Below are 20,081 nucleotides of genomic sequence, written 5' to 3' on the forward strand. Positions count from 1 at the left end.
GAGAACGGACGCTCCGTTCTCCGCCGGCATTGTGCCGCCTGCTCCGCCGGCACGCCCGGCTCGGACTCAGACCACCATCGGCAGCGCGGCGCCATCCATCGAAACGACGGCGCCCGAGATGTAGGCCGCGCCCGGCGAGCCCAGGAAGACCACGGCCCGCGCGATGTCCTCCGGCGTGGCCAGCCGCCCCAGCGGCATGCGCGACTGCGCATCGCGCAGCACCTCGTCCGCGCCGATGCCGCGCAGGCGAGCCTCCGCCGCCAGGCCCTCGGCCATGCGGTCGGTCAGCGTCAGTGCGGGATTGACCGCGTTCACGCGCACGCCGCGCGGACCGTAGGCGGCAGCCAGGCCCGCGGTGGCCAGCATCAGGGCCGCATTGGCGGCGCCTCCGGCCAGGTGGGTCGTGGTTGCGACCTTGCCGCCCATGCCGATGACGTTGACGATCGCGCCCGTACCCCGCTCGCCCATGCGCTTGATCACCGGGTCCATGACGTTGATGTAGGTGAAGAACTTGGCCTGCATCGCGTCCTGCCAGGCCTGCGGCTGCAGTTCGCCGAAGGGCGTGCGCCGCGCTGCGCCGGCCGAGTTGACCAGCACGTCGATCGGTCCCGCGGCGGCCTGCACCGCGTCCACCATCGCCTGCGCCGCCGTCGCATCGCCGAGATCCGCCGTGTGACCGAGTGCCGCATGGCCTTCGCCGCCGAGCTGCGCGATCGCTGCGTCGACGTTCGCAGCCGTTCGACCCACCAGGCTCACCCGGGCGCCTTCGCGCAGGAATTCGCGCGCGCAGGCCAGGCCGATGCCACGGCTGCCACCGGTCACGAGCACGTGCTTGCCCGCCAATTGAAGATCCATGTCCGCTCCACGTGACCCGGGGAATCCGGGCGCAGCCGCCACTGTGGCACAGGCGCGCGCCGGTCGTGGAGACGCGGGGCTCAGCCGATCGTCATCAGGCTCGCGTTGCCGCCGGCCGCGGCCGTGTTCACGCTCGATGCGCGTTCGATCACCAGGCTCTCCAGCGGAATGCCCGTCTCGCCCGGCACCATGGCCCGCACGCCGACGATCGGGCCGGCGCGTCTTGCCAGCGCCAGGTCGACCTCGATCAACGCCGGCGCATCGCCGTGAAAGAGCACGGCATCGAAGACGACGGTGGCCGCGCGCCAGTCACGGGCGCTGGCGATGCGCTGCCCGACTTCCGGTGGCAAGGAGGCGATCAGTTCCGCGCCCTTGGTATCGGCCACCCAGACGGCGGTGCTCCCGACCGCCAGCACTGCCGCGAGCTGGAGCAGCCGATCGGCCTCGCTTTCGGCCAGGCAGAGCACGGCTTCGCGAGGCCGCAGGGCGTAGACGTTGCGCTCGCCGGTCGGCCCGGCCAGCGTGCGGGCCTGCCCGCTGCGCGACAGGCTTGCGAGATTTGCGCAGTGCCGGGCAAGCGTGTCGCGGCCGCTGCGCCGAGCCCAGGCCTGCAGTGCGATCAGCGGCTCGGGCAGCGCGATGGCGCGATTTGCGCCCGGATCGGTGTCGCCGGGATCGGCCGCCGAATGCGCGCGCGCCATGACGTCGTCGGGACGCGATGCCAGCAGGCGGTACATGTAGAGCGGCCCACCCGCCTTGGGGCCGGTGCCCGACAGCCCTTCGCCGCCGAAGGGCTGGACCCCGACCACGGCGCCCACGATGTTGCGATTGACATAGACATTGCCGGCCCGGGCTTCGTCGATCACCTGCGCGATGGTCTCGTCGATGCGGGTGTGCACGCCCAGGGTCAGGCCGTAGCCGGTGCCGTTGATCTGGCCGATGAGTGCACCGAGATCGCGACGCCGGAATCGCACCACATGCAGCACCGGACCGAATACCTCGCGCTTCAGGTCCGAGATCCCCTGCAGTTCGATGAGGGCGGGCACGACGAAGGTGCCCGAGGCCGTCGCACGGTCGACTTCGCGCGCCTGCCGGTACACCTGGCGGCCCAGGCGCTGCATGTCGGCGATGTGACGCTCGATGCCGTCGCGCGCCTCGGCATCGATCACGGGCCCCACGTCCACGGCCAGCGTGGCGGGATTGCCGATGCGGCTTTCCGCCATGGCACCCTTGAGCATCTCGAGCAGCCGGTCGGCCACCTCTTCCTGCACGCAGAGCAGCCGCAAGGCCGAGCAGCGCTGCCCCGCGCTGTCGAAGGCCGATGCCATCACGTCGGCCACGACCTGCTCGACCAGTGCGGACGAGTCCACGATCATCGCGTTCTGCCCGCCGGTCTCCGCAATCAGCGGCACCGGTCGGCCGCCGCTGCCGAGGCGCGCGGCCAGCGTCCCTTGCAGGATGCGCGCGACCTCGGTCGAGCCCGTGAACATCACGCCCTGCACGCGCGCATCGCCGACCAGCGCTGCGCCTGTCGTCTCGCCCCGGCCCGGCAGCAGTTGAAGCGCAGCGCGCGGCACGCCGGCCTGCCACAGCAGACGCACCGCCTCGGCCGCGATCAGCGGCGTCTGTTCCGCAGGCTTGGCGAGCACCGGGTTGCCGGCCGCCAGCGCGGCCGCGAGCTGCCCCACGAAGATCGCCAGCGGGAAGTTCCACGGGCTGATGCAGACCACCGGCCCCAGCGGCCGATGGGACTCGACGGTGAAATCGGTTCGAGCCTGCGCTGCATAGAAGCGCAGGAAGTCGACCGCCTCGCGCACCTCCGCGATGCCGTTCGCATGCGTCTTGCCGGCTTCGCGGGACAACAGGCCGAGCAGGCGCGGCATTGCACCCTGCAGCAGGTCGGCGGCACGCTCGAGCCGGTCGGCGCGGGCGGCGGGCGTTTCGGCGGCCCAGGTCGGCGCGAAGCGCTGCGCGGCCGCGATGGCCGCGTCGACTTCGGCGAGCGTCGCCTGCCGCACCTGGCCGACCACATCGCCGAGGTCGGCGGGATTGCGCACCGGCTCGGTCGGCGCGTCGATGCCTTCGTCGGCCCCCTCTGCCAGCATCGGACAGGCCACCCACGCCTCGGCGGCACTGGCGCGCAGCTGCGTCTCGAGCGCACGCAGGCGGTCGTCGTTCGACAGGTCCAGTCCGCTCGAATTGCGGCGCGCCGTGCCGTACAACGCGCCGGGCAGCGGTACCGCGGGATGCGGCAGCCCGATCGCGCCCTCGCTCGCGCCCATGCGCTCGACGGTGGCGACCGGGTCTTCCACCAGCGCATCGATCGCGATGCCCGGATCGGCGATGCGGTTGACGAAGGAGGTGTTGGCGCCGTTCTCGAGCAGGCGGCGCACCAGGTAGGCGAGCAGGGTCTCGTGCGTCCCGACCGGTGCGTAGATGCGGCAGGGCCGGCCCAGCCCGCCCTTGCGGATGTCGCCGACCACCTGCTCGTACAGCGGCTCGCCCATGCCGTGCAGGCACTGGAACTCGTACTGGCCGGGCTGGTACTGGGCGGGGCCCGCCATCTCGTGGATGGCGGCGAGCGTGTGGGCGTTGTGGGTTGCGAACTGGGGATAGACCGCATCGGGCGCCGCCAGCAGCTGGCGGGCACACGCCAGGTACGAGACGTCGGTGTAGGCCTTGCGCGTGAAGACCGGATAGCCCTCGAGCCCGTCGACCTGGGCCCGCTTGATCTCGCTGTCCCAGTAGGCGCCCTTCACGAGCCGGACCATCAGGCGGTGCCCGCTGCGACGGCCCAGGTCGACCACGTGATCGATCACGAAGGGGCAGCGCTTCTGGTAGGCCTGGATGACGAAGCCGATGCCGTTCCACCCGGCCAGTGCCGGCTCGAAGCACAGGCGCTCGAGCAGGTCAAGCGAGAGCTCCAGCCGATCGGCCTCTTCCGCATCGATGTTGAGGCCGATGTCGTGGCGTCGGGCGAGCAGCGTGAGGTCGCGCAGCACCGGGTACAGCTCGTCCATCACGCGCGCATGCTGGGCCCGGCTGTAGCGCGGGTGCAGGGCCGACAGCTTGATCGAGATTCCGGGGCCTTCGTAGACGCCGCGGCCGGCCGATGCGCGGCCGATCGCGTGGATGGCCTGTTCGTACGACGCGCGATAGCGCCGCGCATCGTGCGCGGTCAGTGCCGCCTCGCCCAGCATGTCGTAGGAATAGCGAAAGCCCTCGCCCTCCAGCGCACGCGCATGCGCGAGCGCCTGCTCGATCGTCTCGCCGGTCACGAACTGCTCGCCCATCATCCGCATCGCCATGTCGACGCCCTTGCGGATCAGGGGCTCGCCGCCCTTTCCGATCAGGCGGGTCAGGGTGCTCGTCAGCCCGGCCTCGCTATGCGTCGCGACCAGCTTGCCCGTCAGCAGCAGCCCCCAGGTGGCGGCGTTGACGAACACCGAAGGGCTGTGGCCCGCATGCGCCTGCCAGTGCCCATCGGCGATCTTGTCGCGGATGAGGGCATCGCGCGTGGCGGTGTCGGGAATGCGCAGCAGCGCCTCGGCGAGGCACATCAGCGCGACGCCCTCCTGCGACGACAACGCGTACTCCTGCAGCAGTCCCTGCACCAGGCCGGCACGGCCACCGGCACCCTTGCGCTCGCGAAGCCGGGTGGCGAGCCGGTGTGCGAGTGCCTGGGCCGCCGCAGCCATGCCGGGGGGCAGGCGCGCGCCTTGCAGCAGAGGCGGCACGGCCTCCGGCTCTGGACGGCGCCAGGCTGCGGTGATCGATGCGCGCAGGTCGCTTGGCATGCCGCCCAGTCCATCCGCAAACGGGATCGACGGGCTGCTTGCGGCAGTGGCGGAATATTCGGAGCTCATGGCGGGCCTTCAGGTGAATAATCCGATCATTCCCGACGATGGCCTGAGTTTTTATTCGAAACGTGGCACCAATGCAGAACAAATCACTATCGACATTCGAGCCAGATGGCGAGCTCGATCGCCTCGATCTGCGCATCCTCGCCGCCCTGCAACGCGACGGCCGCATCACCAACCTGAAGCTGGCCGATGCCGTGGGCCTGTCGCCGACGGCCGTGCTGGCGCGCGTGCAGCGGCTCACGCGCGACCACTACATCGTCGGCTACGAGGCGCGCCTCAACCCGCTCAAGCTCGGGGCCGGCATGCTGGTCTTCGTGGAGGTGCTGCTCGATCGCACCACGCCCAATGTCTTCGACGAATTCAAGGCCGCGGTGCAGGTCCAGCCGGCCATCATGGAGTGCCACATGGTGGCTGGCGGCTTCGACTACCTGCTCAAGACGCGCAGCGCCGACATGAACGACTACCGGCAGTTCGCAGGCACCGTGCTGTGGCAATTGCCGGGCGTGCGCGAGACCCGGACCTACGCGGTGATGGAAGAGGTCAAGAACTCGACGCACCTGCACCTGCCGGTGTCCTGAGCGAGTCGACTCGTCTTTCATCTGTGGCACCATCCAGCGGATGCACGGCTCGACATGGAGTGAAGGAAATGGGGTCATGAGAAAAGCGTCCGGTCGCAGCCGATGGCTGATCGCCATGCCCGTGATTGCCGTCGGGCTGGCCGCCGCGACGCTGGCCGATGCCTGCACCCGGGTCGTGTACCACGGCAAGGACGATCAGGTCATCACCGCTCGCTCGATGGACTGGCAGCAGGACATCCAGTCCGATCTCTGGATCTTTCCCCGCGGCATGGCGCGCAGCGGCGAGGCCGGTGCCAATTCGATCGCATGGAAGTCGAAGTACGGCAGCGTCATCACCTCCGCCTACGGCGTGGCCACCACCGATGGCGTCAACGAGGCAGGCCTGGTCGCCAACCTGCTCTGGCTCGTCGAATCGAAATATCCCGCCTTCGATGCCACGTCCAAGCCGGGACTGACGATTGCCGCCTGGGGACAGTACGTGCTGGACAACTTCGCGACCGTGAATGAGGCCGTCGCCGCGCTCAAGACCGAGCCCTACACGCTGGTCACGGACAAGGTCCCGGGCCAGGAACGCAACGCGACGCTTCATCTGGTGCTCTCGGACGCCTCGGGCGACAGCGCGGTGGTCGAATACATCGACGGCAAGCAGGTGATCCACCACGGCCGCCAGTACCCCGTGGTGACCAACTCGCCGACCTTCGACCAGCAACTGGCGCTCGTCGCCTACTGGCAGCAGATCGGCGGCACCGTCATGCTGCCCGGCACCAACAGGGCTTCCGACCGCTTCGCGCGGGCCTCGTTCTATGCCGGCGCCCTGCCGAAGTTCGAGGACCCGGACATCGCCGTGGCTGCGGCGTTCAGCGTGATCCGGAACGCATCGGTGCCCTACGGCATCTCGACGCCGAACGAGCCCAACATCTCTTCGACACGCTGGCGCACGGTCACCGACCATCGCCGGAAGATCTATTTCTTCGAATCGGCCCTGACGCCCAACACCTTCTGGGTCGACCTCAAGAAGCTCGACTTCTCGGCCGAGACCGGCAAGGTCAAGACCTTGTCCCTGGGCGCGGACCAGCGCAACGTCTTCGCGGGCGAGACCTCCGGCAAGTTCAAGGCCGCGAAGCCGTTCAGGTTTCTGGGTATCTCGGGACAGTGAGTCGGCAGCGCGCGGCGGCTGGGTCGTCGCGCGTCTCGCCGGAAGATTTTTTATCGAAAGGCTCGTTTCTATGTGCACCAGGGTGGTCTATCTCGGCAAGGATGACGGAATCATCACCGCGCGATCGATGGATTGGCGCTACGACATCCATTCGGACATCTGGACCTTTCCGCGCGGCATGGCGCGCAATGGCGAGGCGGGCCCCAATTCGCTGGAGTGGGTGTCGCGCTTCGGCAGCGTCACCACCTCGGCCTACGGCGTGGCCACGACGGACGGCGTGAACGAAGCGGGCTTGTGCGCCAACGTCCTGTGGCTGGTCGAGTCCGCCTACCCGGCGTTCTCATCGACGGCCAAGCCCGGTCTCACGATCGCGGCCTGGGCGCAGTACGTGCTGGACATGTTCGCGAACGTGCAGGAAGCCGTCACCGCACTGGAGAACGACCCGTTCACCATCGTGACCGACAAGGTGCCCGGCCAGGGACGGCTCGCGACGCTCCACCTCGCCATCTCCGATTCGAGCGGCGACAGCGCGATCGTCGAGTACGTGGACGGCAAGCAGGTCATCCACCATGGCCGCGACTACCAGGTCATGACCAACTCGCCGATCTTCGAGCAGCAGCTGGCGCTCAACACCTACTGGCAGCAGATCGGCGGCACCGTGATGCTGCCGGGCACCAACCGCGCCTCGGATCGATTCGCGCGCGCCTCTTTCTATGTCGACGCATTGCCGAAGTTCGACGATCCCGACATCGCCGTGGCTGCCGTGTTCAGCGTGATCCGCAACGCATCGGTGCCCTACGGCATCACGACCCCGGACGAGCCGAACATCTCGTCGACGCGCTGGCGCACGGTCTGCGACCACAAGCGCCGCCGGTACTTCTTCGAGTCCGTGCTGACGCCGAATGCCTTCTGGATCGACCTCGACAAAGTGGACTTCTCGGCCGAGACCGGCCAGGTGATGACGCTGGCGCTCGGCGAAAACCAGCGGAACGTGTTCGCCGGCGAGGCGTCGAAGGAACTCAAGGCGGCCAAGCCCTTCACCTTCCTGGGCCTGGCGCCGGCCTGAGGCGGCAGGGCCGCGCGGCTCAGCCCGCGGCCCGGTGCAGGGCGATGACGGCATACGTGCCGTCGATCACGAACTGCACGCCCATGCAGACCAGCAGGAAGCCCATCACGCGCGAGATCGCCTCGACCCCGTTCTTGCCGATCAGGCTGACCAGGCGCGATGCCGAGCGAAGGCAGACGTACAGCAGCCCGCCGAGCAGGCCGGCCACGATCACGGGTACGGCGACGATGATCCAGGCCGGATAGCCGCCGTTGGTGGCGTTGCCTTCGTGCATCTTCGAGGCCAGCGTGATGATGATCGCGATGGTCCCGGGCCCGGCGGTGCCCGGCAGTGCCAGCGGGACGAACGCGATGTTCTCCGCTCTGGCGTTGCCCTGCAGCTCGACCTGCTTGTCGGTCTCACCGTCGGGACCGGCGTCGGACGGGAACAGCATCGTGAAGCCCAGGAAGCCCACGATCAGCCCGCCCGAGATGCGCAGCCCCGGCAGCGAGATGCCGAAGGCATGCATGATCCAGGAGCCGGCATAGAAGGCCACGAGCATGATCGCCACCGTGTACCAGGCGGCCAGCCGGATCTGCGTGGCGCGCTCGGTCGGCGAAAGGTGCTTGCCGAGCGCCAGATAGAGCGACATGGCGGTCAGCGGATTGGCCAGTGGAAGCATCAGTGCCAGTCCGATGCCGACCAGCTTGAAGAGCTCGACGAAGTTCTCGATCATGTGCCGTTCATTTTCCTCAGGGGTGTTGATTCAGGAGCGTCTTCCGCGATGGGCGCATGCTCCACGACTGCAATGCCTGTGCCAGGGTGCGCGACGCGCAGGGAAGTCGCTTCCGGTGTCATCTGCATGCGGGCGGATTCAGGTCCAGCCCAGCCAGCGCCAATAGGTGACCGCGAACAGCTGCATCAGCGCATAGCCCACGATCGTGACCGGAACACCGACACGCGCGAACTGCCGGCCGTCGAAGGTCTCGGTGCCCAGGCACACCATGTTCTGCGGTGCATTGATCGGCAGGATGAAGCCGAAGCTCACCGTGAAGCCCAGCAGCATCGTCATGCCGACCTTGTTGATGTCGCCCGGCAGCGTCATGATCACCGAGATCAGGATCGGCAGCAGCGCGGCAGTGAGCGCCGTCGCGCTGGCGAAGCCGAGGTGGATCAGGATCAGGAAGGCCGACAGGATCGCGAACACCATCAGCGGTCCCTGGGTCGCGAGGCCCGAATGCGTGATCACGAAGCGGCCGAGCCACTGGCCCGCCTGCGTCGAGAGCAGCGCCGTCCCGAGGCTGATGCCGACCCCGAAGACGATCAGCGTGCCCCACGGAATGCGGCCCTGCAGCGTCTTCCAGTCCATCACGCCTAGGCGCGGCAGCATCAGCACCACCAGGCCCACGTAGGTGATCGTGGCGGTGTCGATGTCGTGCAGCTTGCCCTCGGTGGCCCAGAACGCCAGCAGGCCGAGCGAGGTCGCGGCCAGCCGCTTCTGCGGTCCGGTCATGGGGCCCAGTGCCGCCAATTCGCGCTGCACGGCCTCCTTGCCGCCGGTGATCGACTCGGTCTCGGGCGGCAGCACCCAGCGCACCAGGAAATAGAGCACGACCGACATCACGATCGCCCAGGGGGCTCCGGCGACGAGCCATTGCAGCCAGCTGATGCGCTCGCCGAGCAGCTTGTCCATGAAGCCGAGCGTCAGCAGGTTCTGGGCCGCGGCGGTCTGGATGCCGACGTTCCAGATGCTGGTCGCCATGGCCACCGTGATCATGATGCCGGCCGCGATGTTCGAGCGGCGCTCGACGCCGAACGCCATGATCACACCCATCATGATCGGCACGACGCAGGCGCTGCGCGCAGTGGCGCTCGGCACCACCAGCGAAAGGACCACCGTGACCACGATGCTGCCGATCAGGATCCGCCGCGTGCTGGTGCCGATCCTCGACAGCGTGACGAGCGCGATGCGCCGGTCCAGCCCGGTGATGGTCATGGCGGCGGCGATGCACAGTGCGGCACCGACCAGCGCCAGCGCGGTGCTCGAGAAGCCCGCCAGCGCCATCGCCAGGGCCCGCGCCGTGCCGTAGCGCGCGGAGGGGTCGTCCGCCAGCGGCGCGAGTCCGATCAGCGCCGCCATCAGCGAGGTGATCATGATGGCGCTGGCCTCGTAGCTCACCGCCTCGCTGATCCAGACGATGATCGCGAAGACCAGTATCGCCAGCATGCGATGGCCGGCCACCGGCAGGTCGGCAGGCACGGGCAGCGCCAGCACCGCAACCATGGCGATGACTCCGACATAGAGGCCCCACGGCACCGGCTTGCGCGCCGGCGCAGGCGCAGGCGAAGGAGCGGCGGGGGTCGAGGCGGTGGAGGTCGGAGAAGTGTTCATGTCAGGCGTGCGATCCGACTTCGTTGCCGGAAATCTTCAGCGAGCAGGCCGCCAGTATCAGCGCCGCAAGGACGCCCAGCCAGAGGCTGCGCAGGCCGACCAGTCCGTAGGTCGACGCGCCCAGCACCCCGCCGGACAGAAGGCCGATCCACAGCACGAGCGGCGAAAACCACGACAGCCGCTCTTGGCCGAGCATCGCAAGGGCGAGCTTCTGTCCCATCTTGACCAGCGTCCCCGTCATGTAGGTCAGGCCGACGACCACCGTACCGTCGCGCTGGAACACGGTGTTCTCCATGCCCATCGCGAATGCCATGAGAAGGATGGACGGCACGGCGCCATGGCCGTCGACGAGCGCTGCCGCGAGCGCCAGGGTCGCCGCCACCGAGACGAGCACCGCGGCGCGGCGTCGGGCCCCCGCGAAGTGGCCGACGAGGGTGCCGCACCCCGCGCCCGCGACGAAGCAGGCGATGATGCCCAGCAGGATGCCGATGGCATCGCCGGCCTGGAGCGCCACCGCCAGACGCGTCGTGTTGCCGCTCATGAACGAGACGAAGTAGCCGCCCAGGTAGAGAAAGCCGATGGCGTCGATGTAGCCCGCAAGGGCCGCCAGACAGACTGCGAGCACGAGCGAGGCGCGTGTCATCGGCCGGACACGCAGGGATCAGGACAGGCGAAGGTCTTCAAGGTCGATCCGCCTCACGAGGTCGCGCGCCAATGCATCGGAGATCTGGCCGTCCCGCGCCAGGCCGTAGATGGCCGTGCGGGAGGCTGCCAGCGCCGCCTGTCGCATTTCCATCGAATGGCGGCGAGGCACGCCGTCCGGCAGGTCGTTGTCGACCTTGACCGGCCCGCCCAGGGTGTCGCGGATCTCCAGCAGGATGCGCTTGGACTCGGTCGAGAGGGCATCGCGATCGATGCCTTCCTCGGGCGAGGCGAACAGATCGCTGATGCTCTCGAGCTGCTGCGACGCTGCTTCCCTGGCGGCATGCATCGCGATGCCGTGCTGCCGATCGTGATGGATGCTGTCGGGGACATCGAAGCCTTCGAGCAGCGGCGGCAGACACACGGTGGCGATCAGCAGCGAGAAGACGATCACCCCCGCGGCCAGGAAGATCGCCAGGTCGCGGGCCGGAAACGCTGCGCCACCGGCGATGGTCAGCGGCAGGGTCAGCACGCCCGCGAGCGTCACGGCCCCGCGAACGCCGCCGACCGACAGGATCAGCACGGCGCGAAGCGAGGCCCTCGAAGCGTCGGGTGCCTGGGTCCGTCGAACCAGCCTCGACACCGCGATCGAAAGCCAGATGCACACGAAGCGGAAGACGCCGAGCAGGAGGCAGATGACCAGGGCATAGCAGGGAAGGAGCCACGGCTCGTTCTGGCCGATTTCCCTCGATACGCGCATGGCGCCCTCGAAGATGCCGGGGAACTGTTCGCCGAGCAGCACGAACATCACGCCGTTGAGCGTGAACTGGATCATGTTCCACACGGCGCGACGTTCGGTCCGGGTCGCAGCGCTGGTCTTTCCGGCCAGTTCGGCCCGACTCATCGTGACCCCGGCCGCCACGGCCGCCAGGATGCCCGATGCATTGACGGCCTCGGCCAGCAGATAGGCCGCGAAGGGCACCAGCAGGCTGAAGAGGATCTCGGACCCGCGCTCCTCACCATAGCGCGCCGTGAAGCGCCGGCGCGCGAGCACCAGGCCGTGCGTGAGCACGAAGCCGATGGCCAGGCCGGCCGCCGCGACCCACAGGAAGGAAAGGCTCGCGGAGGAAATCGAGAACGCGCCGGTCACTGCGGCGGCCACCGCGAAGCGGAAGGCGACCAGCCCGCTCGCGTCGTTGAACAGAGCCTCGCCCTGCAGGATCGAGACGATGCGGCGCGGGACGCGCAGGTGCCGCGTGATGCCCTCGACCGCGACCGCGTCGGTGGGCGACACGATCGCAGCGAGGGCGAAGGCCACCGCGAGCGGCATCGCGGGGATCATCCAGTGGATGATGAAGCCCATGCCGACGACCGTCACCACGACGAGCCCGACCGCGAGCTGGACGATCGCGAGCCCGTCGCGCTTCAGCGCGTCCTTGGGGATGCGCCAGCCGTCGAGGTAGAGCAGCGGGGGCAGGAAGAGCAGGAAGAAGAGATCGGGATCGAGGACGATGCCGTCGTCCAGGAACCCCGCGATGACGAAGCCCAGGCCGATCTGCAGCAGGGGCAGCGGCACGGCCCAGGGAATCAGTCGGCTCAGTGCGCCGCTCGCCAGGACCGCGGCCAACAGGACGATGACGATGATGACGTTTCCCACGGCTATCCTGAATCCTGGTGAAGGTTGCGCATTGACCCGGCACCTTTCATCCCGGATCGGCCGAGCATAACTCGCGCAATTGACCGCACCGCGAATTCACGCTGCCGTGCAGCACCACCGGCGTGCATCGCGCGTCCGGCATGGGTTGCCGACCGGCGCAAAAAAGGCGTTCACGGGCACGCGTGCCCTCTATATAGTGGCCCTCTCCGCCCATCACCTCCGACCGCCATGCCCAATTCCGCGGCGTCCATGAGCTCGCGCTGGACCATCCTGCTGGCTTCCTGCATGCTGACCTTCTGTCTCGGCGCAGGCGCCGTGCTGGTCTATCAGTGGCTCTATTCGCGCAGCGTGACGACGCCCTGGCGCGAACTCACGAAGGAAGAGCTGGCCGGCGTCGATGCCGGGCATGCCAGGGCCGCGGGCTCGGACATCCCGCTGCCTGCGCCCTCGCTGAGCGGCAAGGTCCATTTCGTTTCGGCCGAGGGCGACAACCCGCAGGTCCAGCTCGGCTATCTCGTGCATGTGGTGGTGCCGAAGCTCGATCCCGCGCAGGTGCCCGCCAGGTACCAGGCCGGATCGATCGACCGCCTGCTTGAGGTGGTCGCCACCACGCCGGCATCGGCATCGGCATCGGCTCCAACTCCGGCACCGGCACCGGTCGAGGAAGTGGTCTACGACGGCCATCTGCGCATCGCGCTCAAGGACGAGAACGGCGCCGTCATCGCCACGCTGGCGGGGCCGTCGGCGATCCTGCGCTCGGGCCAGGACAACCTGGTGCAGGGCTTCGCGCTCGAGTCGGTCTCGCCCGAGAAGGCCAAGCGCGCCAAGACCATCGAGGTCGGCATGACGCTCACGCGTTGCGCCAGCTGCGTGCCCGGCTGACTTCCACCTGACTTGTCGAGCACAGCGGGGCCGCCGGCGCAAGCGGTGCACGCCCTAGTGTGATCACTGCGGAATCGTGGGAGAACCGCGATGCCACGAGGCGCCCTCACAGGCATCCACAGTGAAAGAGACAACCATGCAGATTCGCTCGCGTCGTTCCTTCGTCACGGGGCTCGCAGCGGCAGCCACCGGACTCGCCGCTCTTGCCTTCTCCGCGCCGGCCCTGGCCCAGGCCTACCCGTCCCGGCCCGTGACCCTGATCGTGCCGTGGGGCGCTGGCGGCGGCACCGACGCCACGGCGCGCATCGTCGCCAGCCTGCTCGAGAAGGAACTGGGTCAGCCCTTCACGGTCGTGAACCGCACCGGCGGCAGCGGCGTGGTCGGCCATGCCGCGATCGCCTCCGCGGCACCCGACGGCTACACCATCGGCCTTGCCACGGTCGAGATCGGCATGATGCATTGGCAGGGTCTGACGGAGCTGACCGGCGCCTCGTACACGCCGATCGGGCTGGTCAACGCCGACCCGGCCGGCGTCCAGGTGCGCGCCGATGCACCGTACAAGAACGTCAACGAACTGCTGGCCGCGATCAAGGCCAATCCCGGGAAGATGAAGGCATCGGGCACCGGCCAGGGGGGCATCTGGCACCTGGCGATCGCCGGCCTGCTGCGCGACCAGAAGATCGATCCCGCGGCGGTCCCGTGGGTGCCGAGCAACGGGGCCGCGCCAGGCCTGCAGGACATGGTGGCCGGCGGCGTCGACATCGCGCCGGTCTCTCTGCCCGAGGCCCGCTCGCTGATCGACGCCGGCAAGGTCAAGAGCCTGGCGGTCATGAGCGACAAGCCGTCGACGCTCTACCCCAACATCCCGACCCTCAAGGCGGCCACCGGCAGCGACTGGTCGATGGCCGCATGGCGCGGCATCGTCGCACCCAAGGGCATCCCGAACGAGGCGCGCGACCGCCTCGCCGCCGCGGTGCAGAAGGTGGCCGCGAGCAAGGAATACAACGAGTTCATGGCCTCGCGCGGTTTCGGCGTGGTGTATGCCAGTCCCGAGGAGTTCGGCAAGTACATGGCCAGGTCGGACGCCGAGCTCGGCGCCACGATGAAGGCCGTGGGCATCGCGAAATGAGCCGCACGCAGCACCGGGTGGCCGCGGCATCGTGAAGCTCAGCGACGCCATCTTCGGTGCCCTGCTGCTGGCGCTCGGCATCGCGGTGCTCTGGGTGGTGCGCAGCTATCCGCAGATCCCGGGCCAGCAGGTCGGCCCTGCCTTGTTCCCCGGGATCATCGCGACCGCGCTGTGCATCTGCGGCGCGATCCTGCTCGTGAAGGGCTGGCGGGCGCGCGGTGCAACGGGCTGGGTGAAGGTCGGTGACTGGGCGCGCTCGCCGCGCCACGTGCTGGCGTTGTGCGTGGTGATCGGCAGCGTCGTGTTCTACATCCTCGCGGCCGACAGGCTCGGCTTCGTGCTGACCTCCACGCTGCTGCTGACGGCGCTGATGTGGTCGCTGCGCGTGCCTGCGGGCCGCTCGCTGCTGATCGCGGTCATCGCGACGCTGCTGATCCACGCGGCCTTCTACAAGCTGCTGCGGGTCCCGCTGCCCTGGGGTGTCCTCACCCCGTACGCCTGGTAGTCGCCAGGCCATCGCACGACCAGGAGCCTTTCTCGCATGTCGACAGCACTGGGCCAGGCTTTCTCGATGGTGTTCGATCCGTACACCTTGCTGGTGATGATCGCGGCTTCGCTCTACGGCCTGTTCGTCGGCGCGGTGCCGGGGCTGTCGGCCACCATGGCGGTGGCGCTGCTGGTGCCCGTCACCTTCTTCATGCCGCCGATCCCGGCCATCGCCGCGATGGTCACGGCCACCGCGATGGCGATCTTCTCGGGCGACATTCCCGGCTGCCTCCTGCGCATTCCGGGCACCCCGGCCTCGGCGGCCTACACTGACGAGGCCTTCGCGATGACGCGCAAGGGCCAGGCCGAGGTCGCGCTCGGCGCCGGGCTCGTGTTCTCGGCAGTCGGCGGCCTGTTCGGTACCGCCGTGCTGATCGTCGCCTCGCCTGCGCTGGCCGACTTCGCGCTCAACTTCAGTTCCTTCGAATATTTCTGGCTCGTGCTGCTGGGCCTGACCTGCGCAGTCTTCATCACTTCCGACCGGCCCCTCAAGGGGGTCGTGACCCTGATGCTGGGCCTGCTGGTGGCCTGCGTGGGCCTCGGCAACCCGGCGGGCTTCCCGCGCTTCACCTTCGGCAACACAGAGATGACCGGCGGCATCGGCATGATCCCGATGATGATCGGCATGTTCGCGATCTCGGAGGTGATCCGCTTCGCGGTCGACACCTCGCCGCCGGCCGAACTGATGGTCTCGAAGGTCGGCAGCGTGCTCTCCGGACAGTGGGCGCTCGCCAAGAAATACCCGGTCCAGATCCTGCGCGGCAGCGTGCTGGGCACGGCGGTCGGCGCGCTGCCGGGCGCCGGCGCCGACATCGCGGCATGGATGTCGTACGCGATGAGCAAGAAGTTCTCGAAGGAGCCCGAGAAGTTCGGCACCGGCCACGTGGAGGGCATAGTAGAGTCGGGGTCCGCCAACAACAGCGCGCTGGCCGGCGCCTGGATTCCCGCGCTGGTGTTCGGCATTCCGGGCGACTCGATCACGGCGATCGTGATCGGCGTGCTCTACATGAAGAACCTGAATCCCGGGCCCACCCTGTTCACCACCAATCCGCAGAACATCTACGCGGTGTTCCTGCTGTTCATCCTCGCCAACCTGATCATGATTCCGCTCGGCATCCTGTGCATCAAGGTGTCCAAGCGCATCCTGCGGGTGCCGCGCAACGTGCTGATGCCGCTGATCCTGATCTTCTGCATCGTCGGCGCCTTCGCGATCAACAACTCGCTGTTCGACGTCGGCGTGATGCTGGTGGCGGGCATCGTGGCCTACCTGCTCGAGGAGAACGGCTTCCCGATCGCACCCGCCATCCTCGGCGTGGTGCTGGGCGGCATGCTCGAGGAGAACTTCATCACCTCGATGATCAAGTCCGACGGCAACCTGCTGGCGTTCTTCACGCGCCCGATCGCGGGCACGCTGGCCGTGCTTTCGCTGCTGATCTGGCTGTTCCCGCTGCTGCGGCGATGGCTGCGCAGTCGTCGGCTGGCGCCGGCGGCCTGAAGTCACGGCGCGGCCGGCCGCGCTGCTGCATGGAAGAATGAGCCTCCATGCGCAACTCACTCGATTTCAGTTCCTGGTCGGGCGTCGTGTCGACGCTGCTGGGCCTGGTGCTCGTGTCCCTGGTCGCGGTCGGCATTCGTCTGCTGGTGATGCAGGGCGTGCAGCAGCGGCGTGAACGCCAGAACCGCCAGATCAACGAGCGCCTCAAGACCTTGATCGCGGCTTACAAGACGCTGGGCGGCTCGTTCACGGGAGACCTTGCCGTCGATCCGCGGCACCTGCGCGAGCTGCGCGCCGCTGCCCTGGCCGACGAGGGCCCGGGGCCGGTCGATGACTCGCCGGGCTCGGATCGCAGGCGCCGCATCCGAGACGCAGTCGAGGCGGCGCTCTCGGACGTGATCCTGCTCGGCACGCAGGAGCAGGTGCGTCTCGCGGCGCGCGCAGCCAACGACATGGTGGCCGGCCGCACGGTCGAGACCGCGGAACTCGTTGTCTCGCTGCGCGCCTTCATCCGCGAGGTGCTCGACCTCGAGGAAATCCCGGCCGACCTCGCAATGCCTCGCCAGGGGCCGGTGCGCGGCAGTGGCAGCGGCAGTTCGGCACGTGGCGCGCGCGCAGCGGGCGGCGGCGGCAAGGAAGGCGGCGCGAGCGGCGGCGGGGGCAAGGGCGCAGGCGGCATGGGGACGGGCGGCGGCATGGGTGCAGGCGTCGGTGCAGGTGCCGGCATGGGCCTGGGCGGCGCGCTGCGAGCCGATGGCGACGCCGACGGCGCGCCACCGGCCTGAGGCACTGCCTGCGTCATGTAACTCCGAAAGCCCGGGCCACGAACATGAATGAGGCGGGTCTGCGAGACTCGATGGCCGACGGCCCACCGTCGCCGAACCGCCGGGCTTCCAAGGAGCAATCGATGACGCACGAAAAGACTTCCATTTCCACCGTTGGCGGCACGGGGGGTGCCGGTTCGCGGATGCGCCTCGCGGGCGTGGCGGCACTCGCCCTGCTGCTCGCGGTCGGCGCCTGGCAGGCAGCGCCCTCGTTCGCGGCCGAGAGCGCGGTCGTGATCCCTGCCCCGCTCGACGATCCGGCGGTGGCGGGCGCCACCACCGAGACGGCCGTGCTGGCGGGCGGCTGCTTCTGGGGTGTGCAGGGCGTCTTCCAGCGCGTGAAGGGCGTGACGAACGCGGTGTCGGGCTACGCGGGCGGCGACGAGAAGGTCGCCAACTACGACGCGGTCAGCGGGGGCAGCACCGCCCATGCCGAGGCAGTCCGCATCAGCTTCGATCCCCGGCAGATCAGCTACGGACGCATCCTCCAGATCTACTTCTCGGTCGCCCACGATCCGACCGAGCTGAACCGCCAGGGTCCCGACCACGGCACGCAGTACCGCTCGACCGTGTTCGCCCAGAGCGCAGAACAGGCGCGCATCGCCAAGGCCTACATCGCCCAGCTCGACAAGGCCCGAAGCTTCCGAAAGCCGATCGCGACCACCATCGAGATGCAGAAGCGCTTCTTCCCGGCCGAGGCCTACCACCAGGACTACCTCACGAGAAATCCTTCGCAGCCCTATATCGCCTTCAACGACATGCCGAAGATCGACAACCTCAGGAAGATCTTCCCGGCGACCTACCGCGCCGAGCCGGTGCTGGTGGGCGGGCGGCTGCCAGGCTGAGGATCACGCTGCGCCATGAGCTCCCTGCCGCTGTTCGCCGAAGCCCCGATCGAGACGCATCGCACGGCCTTCGCGCACTGGCTCGCCGACAAGCAGGCGACGGGATCGCTGCGCCAGCCCGGCTCGATCGAGGTGTACCGCGAGATGTGGGGCGCCTTCACGGCATGGTGCCTGGGCCAGTCGCCCGCGGTGACGCTCGATTCGCTCGACCTGCGCGACCTGCAGGCCTTCCATGCCGCCCGCTTCGGACGCAAGAGCGCGGACCTGTCGCTATCGCCGCGTCACGCGTTGCGGCTCATGCGGCTGATCGATCGGGTGCTGCGCCATCACGCCGCAGAGCGCGGTGTGCCCGCCAACGCGGCCGCCGCCGACTGGCTGGCCGCGCATCCCGAGGTGCGCTATGCCGAGGCGGCCAAGGCCGATCCGCTGCCTGAGTTCCTGTCCGTGGCCGAGGCCCGGCACCTGATCGCCTTCCTGTCGAATGCACGCCCGCGACCGGGCCTTTCGGCGGCCCGACGCCATGCCCACGAGGCCTTCGCCTGGCAGGAGCTGCGCAATCGCACGGCCGTGGCCCTGCAGCTGGGCGGCGGCCTGACGCCCGGCGACGTGCGCGCGCTGACCCTCGAATCGCCGATCGTGCGCGGCGGACGCATCCGCGACCTGCCCTGGAAGCTGGCAGTACCGGGCGACGGGGGCTCCGCGCCGCGCCAGACGCCGATCGCGCCATGGGCCGGCGAGTTGCTGCAGCACTGGTTGCAGGTGCGTGCCGAGTCCCGGATCGCGGGCGTCTTCCTCTTCCCGTCGACGCGAAGCGGCAAGCCCTGGGGCAAGGAATCGCAATACAAGTCGGCCCGCCAGGTGCTCGAGGACGCGGGACTGGACAGCAGCGAAGGCGGATCGTTCCGGCTGCGCCACACCTTCGCGCTGCGCCAGCTGCGCCGCGGCTTCGAACCCGAGGTGGTCGCCGCCTGGCTCGGCGTCGAGCCCGAGGTGATGGCGCGCTACCGGCGCGTGGTGGCGACGCCGGTCGACGTGGTGTGAAGCTGCAGCGTCATGCGGCGCACAGCGCGTCGGCCAGGCGCGCGCCGTAGCGCTGCTCGGCCGCCGCGAGCGAACCCGCGATCGAGGGATGCAGCCGCACGCCCTGCGCCAGGCCCTTCTCCCGCCGCCGGAGACCGGCCTCGCCGGGCAGCCGCACGGGCCTGTCTGCATCGACGGGAACATTGCCGCGGCACTGCGCCGCCACATGGTCCATCTGGCGCAGGAAGGCCTCCTTGCCGCCGAAGGCATGCAGGTCGTGCAGCGTGACGTGCACCGTCGCGCCCCAGCCCTCGGGTGGATCGGCGCGGCCGTGGCCCGCGAGCCCGGCGGTCAGCGTCTCCACCAGCAGCGCCATGCCGTAGCCCTTGTGGCCGTGGCTCAGGCCGCCGACCGGAAGCAGCGTGCCCGGCGGCTTGTCGAACAGCACCTGGGGATCGTTGCTGGGCCGGCCCGCGGCATCGATCAGCCATTGCTCGGCGAAGGTCTCGCCCGCGGCGCGCTTGCGGTTGCTCATGCCGTTGGTGGTGATCGAGGCCGAGATGTCGACCATGACGCCGCCGTCGCCGAGCGGGAAGCCGAGCGCGATCGGGTTGGGCGTGAACACCGCCTGCGTGCCGCCGAAGGGGGCGACGCTGGCGGTGTTGGGGTCGGAACAGGCCAGCACCATCAGCATGTCCTCCTGCAGCGCGCGCAGCATGTAGACCGCAAGGCAGGCGATGTGATGGCTGCGTCGGATCACGAGCGACGCCGTGCCGAGCGCGCGCGCCCGTGGCAGCAGCGTGTCCATCGCCTGTTCCATGAGCCAGGGGCCCGGCAGGCGGCGGCCGTCCCAGAGGATGGCCGCGGGCCGGTCCGACAGCACCGCCGGCGCACCCTCGCGCGCCATGCCACCCGATTCGATTTCCTTCAGGTAGCCCGCGAGCAGCGCGAGGCCGTGCGTGTCGTGGCCGAGCAGGTCGCCGTCGACCAGCGTGCGGGCCACCGTGGCGGCCATCGGCGCCGCGAGGCCGGCGCCCTCGAGCAAGGTGGTGGCGTAGCCGACCAGGGCGTCGGGTCGGTAGAGACGATCGGTGGGGGAGTTCGTGTCTTGCATGGTGTGCGGCCGACCCCCGCCAGGGGCATCGACGAAAG

At 69.0% G+C, this 20,081-nt stretch carries 17 protein-coding genes; 10 read left to right on the forward strand and 7 right to left on the reverse strand.

The window, feature by feature from the left end:
• Positions 1-66 precede the first annotated feature (66 nt).
• Both QTH87_RS21130 and putA read right to left on the reverse strand, forming a co-directional pair.
• A complete protein-coding gene (locus tag QTH87_RS21130; protein WP_286612026.1) occupies positions 67-855 on the reverse strand; it encodes an SDR family NAD(P)-dependent oxidoreductase in 789 nt (262 codons plus the stop codon).
• An 80-nt stretch (positions 856-935) separates the two neighbouring features.
• Positions 936-4,721, reverse strand: coding sequence for a trifunctional transcriptional regulator/proline dehydrogenase/L-glutamate gamma-semialdehyde dehydrogenase (gene putA / locus QTH87_RS21135; RefSeq protein WP_286612027.1), 3,786 nt, complete (start codon positions 4,719-4,721; stop codon positions 936-938).
• A 71-nt stretch (positions 4,722-4,792) separates the two neighbouring features.
• Between putA and QTH87_RS21140 the strand changes: the two genes are divergently transcribed.
• The 3 genes from QTH87_RS21140 (at position 4,793) to QTH87_RS21150 (ending at position 7,518) form a co-directional block, all read left to right on the forward strand.
• Complete coding sequence (locus QTH87_RS21140; RefSeq protein WP_286612028.1) at positions 4,793-5,296, forward strand: Lrp/AsnC ligand binding domain-containing protein; 504 nt, start codon at positions 4,793-4,795, stop codon at positions 5,294-5,296.
• A gap of 115 nt (positions 5,297-5,411) precedes the next feature.
• Positions 5,412-6,452: a linear amide C-N hydrolase gene (locus QTH87_RS21145; protein WP_286612097.1), complete on the forward strand. Its 1,041-nt coding sequence runs from the start codon at positions 5,412-5,414 to the stop codon at positions 6,450-6,452.
• A 70-nt stretch (positions 6,453-6,522) separates the two neighbouring features.
• On the forward strand, positions 6,523-7,518 hold the full coding sequence (locus tag QTH87_RS21150; protein WP_286612029.1) for a linear amide C-N hydrolase: 996 nt from the start codon (positions 6,523-6,525) through the stop codon (positions 7,516-7,518).
• Positions 7,519-7,537: 19 nt separating this feature from the next.
• On the opposite strand, the gene QTH87_RS21155 is transcribed toward QTH87_RS21150, so the two are convergent.
• From QTH87_RS21155 to QTH87_RS21170, 4 genes are all read right to left on the reverse strand, one after another.
• Positions 7,538-8,233, reverse strand: a complete 696-nt coding sequence (locus QTH87_RS21155) for a MarC family NAAT transporter (protein WP_286612030.1) — start codon at positions 8,231-8,233, stop codon at positions 7,538-7,540.
• A gap of 138 nt (positions 8,234-8,371) precedes the next feature.
• On the reverse strand, positions 8,372-9,889 hold the full coding sequence (locus tag QTH87_RS21160) for a DASS family sodium-coupled anion symporter (RefSeq protein ID WP_286612031.1): 1,518 nt from the start codon (positions 9,887-9,889) through the stop codon (positions 8,372-8,374).
• 1 nt (position 9,890) lies between these two features.
• Entirely contained in the window at positions 9,891-10,532 is a 642-nt protein-coding gene (locus QTH87_RS21165) for a YoaK family protein (protein WP_286612032.1), read from the reverse strand.
• A gap of 18 nt (positions 10,533-10,550) precedes the next feature.
• Positions 10,551-12,188, reverse strand: coding sequence for a Na+/H+ antiporter (locus tag QTH87_RS21170; protein ID WP_286612033.1), 1,638 nt, complete (start codon positions 12,186-12,188; stop codon positions 10,551-10,553).
• 249 nt (positions 12,189-12,437) lie between these two features.
• Here QTH87_RS21170 and QTH87_RS21175 point away from each other — a divergent pair, with 249 nt between their 5' ends.
• The 7 genes from QTH87_RS21175 to QTH87_RS21205 all read left to right on the forward strand — a co-directional run bounded on the left by QTH87_RS21175 (position 12,438) and on the right by QTH87_RS21205 (position 18,950).
• Positions 12,438-13,070: a hypothetical protein gene (locus QTH87_RS21175; protein ID WP_286612034.1), complete on the forward strand. Its 633-nt coding sequence runs from the start codon at positions 12,438-12,440 to the stop codon at positions 13,068-13,070.
• A 136-nt stretch (positions 13,071-13,206) separates the two neighbouring features.
• On the forward strand, positions 13,207-14,199 hold the full coding sequence (locus QTH87_RS21180) for a tripartite tricarboxylate transporter substrate binding protein (protein WP_286612035.1): 993 nt from the start codon (positions 13,207-13,209) through the stop codon (positions 14,197-14,199).
• A gap of 31 nt (positions 14,200-14,230) precedes the next feature.
• The gene (locus tag QTH87_RS21185) at positions 14,231-14,704 is read left to right on the forward strand and encodes a tripartite tricarboxylate transporter TctB family protein (protein WP_286612036.1); all 474 of its coding nucleotides are present in this window, start codon (positions 14,231-14,233) and stop codon (positions 14,702-14,704) included.
• A gap of 36 nt (positions 14,705-14,740) precedes the next feature.
• On the forward strand, positions 14,741-16,240 hold the full coding sequence (locus QTH87_RS21190; RefSeq protein ID WP_286612037.1) for a tripartite tricarboxylate transporter permease: 1,500 nt from the start codon (positions 14,741-14,743) through the stop codon (positions 16,238-16,240).
• 47 nt (positions 16,241-16,287) lie between these two features.
• Positions 16,288-17,025 carry a hypothetical protein gene (locus QTH87_RS21195; RefSeq protein ID WP_286612038.1) on the forward strand — a complete coding sequence of 246 codons (738 nt, stop codon included), beginning with the start codon at positions 16,288-16,290 and terminating at the stop codon, positions 17,023-17,025.
• 182 nt (positions 17,026-17,207) lie between these two features.
• Complete coding sequence (msrA, locus tag QTH87_RS21200; protein ID WP_286612098.1) at positions 17,208-17,909, forward strand: peptide-methionine (S)-S-oxide reductase MsrA; 702 nt, start codon at positions 17,208-17,210, stop codon at positions 17,907-17,909.
• Between the two features lie 15 nt (positions 17,910-17,924).
• Positions 17,925-18,950 (forward strand): tyrosine-type recombinase/integrase, encoded by a 1,026-nt coding sequence (locus tag QTH87_RS21205; protein ID WP_286612039.1) that lies wholly within the window; start codon positions 17,925-17,927, stop codon positions 18,948-18,950.
• A gap of 10 nt (positions 18,951-18,960) precedes the next feature.
• Here QTH87_RS21205 and QTH87_RS21210 read toward each other — a convergent pair whose 3' ends face one another.
• On the reverse strand, positions 18,961-20,043 hold the full coding sequence (locus QTH87_RS21210; RefSeq protein WP_286612040.1) for an Ldh family oxidoreductase: 1,083 nt from the start codon (positions 20,041-20,043) through the stop codon (positions 18,961-18,963).
• Between the last annotated feature and the right edge of the window lie 38 nt (positions 20,044-20,081).

Origin of the sequence: Variovorax jilinensis (genome assembly GCF_030316885.1) — a bacterium.
In the GTDB taxonomy this organism is placed as follows: Bacteria; Pseudomonadota; Gammaproteobacteria; order Burkholderiales; family Burkholderiaceae_C; genus Variovorax; species Variovorax jilinensis.

What these genes read in the sequence shown, in the direction of transcription:
- putA (WP_286612027.1), bottom strand. Translation starts at nt 4,721, where the DNA reads ATGAGCTCCGAATATTCCGCCACTGCCGCAAGCAGCCCGTCGATCCCG.
- QTH87_RS21130 (WP_286612026.1), bottom strand. Translation starts at nt 855, where the DNA reads ATGGATCTTCAATTGGCGGGCAAGCACGTGCTCGTGACCGGTGGCAGC.
- QTH87_RS21155 (WP_286612030.1), bottom strand. Translation starts at nt 8,233, where the DNA reads ATGATCGAGAACTTCGTCGAGCTCTTCAAGCTGGTCGGCATCGGACTG.
- QTH87_RS21145 (WP_286612097.1), top strand. Translation starts at nt 5,412, where the DNA reads ATGCCCGTGATTGCCGTCGGGCTGGCCGCCGCGACGCTGGCCGATGCC.
- QTH87_RS21175 (WP_286612034.1), top strand. Translation starts at nt 12,438, where the DNA reads ATGAGCTCGCGCTGGACCATCCTGCTGGCTTCCTGCATGCTGACCTTC.
- QTH87_RS21180 (WP_286612035.1), top strand. Translation starts at nt 13,207, where the DNA reads ATGCAGATTCGCTCGCGTCGTTCCTTCGTCACGGGGCTCGCAGCGGCA.
- QTH87_RS21210 (WP_286612040.1), bottom strand. Translation starts at nt 20,043, where the DNA reads ATGCAAGACACGAACTCCCCCACCGATCGTCTCTACCGACCCGACGCC.
- msrA (WP_286612098.1), top strand. Translation starts at nt 17,208, where the DNA reads ATGCGCCTCGCGGGCGTGGCGGCACTCGCCCTGCTGCTCGCGGTCGGC.
- QTH87_RS21140 (WP_286612028.1), top strand. Translation starts at nt 4,793, where the DNA reads ATGCAGAACAAATCACTATCGACATTCGAGCCAGATGGCGAGCTCGAT.
- QTH87_RS21165 (WP_286612032.1), bottom strand. Translation starts at nt 10,532, where the DNA reads ATGACACGCGCCTCGCTCGTGCTCGCAGTCTGTCTGGCGGCCCTTGCG.
- QTH87_RS21160 (WP_286612031.1), bottom strand. Translation starts at nt 9,889, where the DNA reads ATGAACACTTCTCCGACCTCCACCGCCTCGACCCCCGCCGCTCCTTCG.
- QTH87_RS21150 (WP_286612029.1), top strand. Translation starts at nt 6,523, where the DNA reads ATGTGCACCAGGGTGGTCTATCTCGGCAAGGATGACGGAATCATCACC.
- QTH87_RS21195 (WP_286612038.1), top strand. Translation starts at nt 16,288, where the DNA reads ATGCGCAACTCACTCGATTTCAGTTCCTGGTCGGGCGTCGTGTCGACG.
- QTH87_RS21205 (WP_286612039.1), top strand. Translation starts at nt 17,925, where the DNA reads ATGAGCTCCCTGCCGCTGTTCGCCGAAGCCCCGATCGAGACGCATCGC.
- QTH87_RS21190 (WP_286612037.1), top strand. Translation starts at nt 14,741, where the DNA reads ATGTCGACAGCACTGGGCCAGGCTTTCTCGATGGTGTTCGATCCGTAC.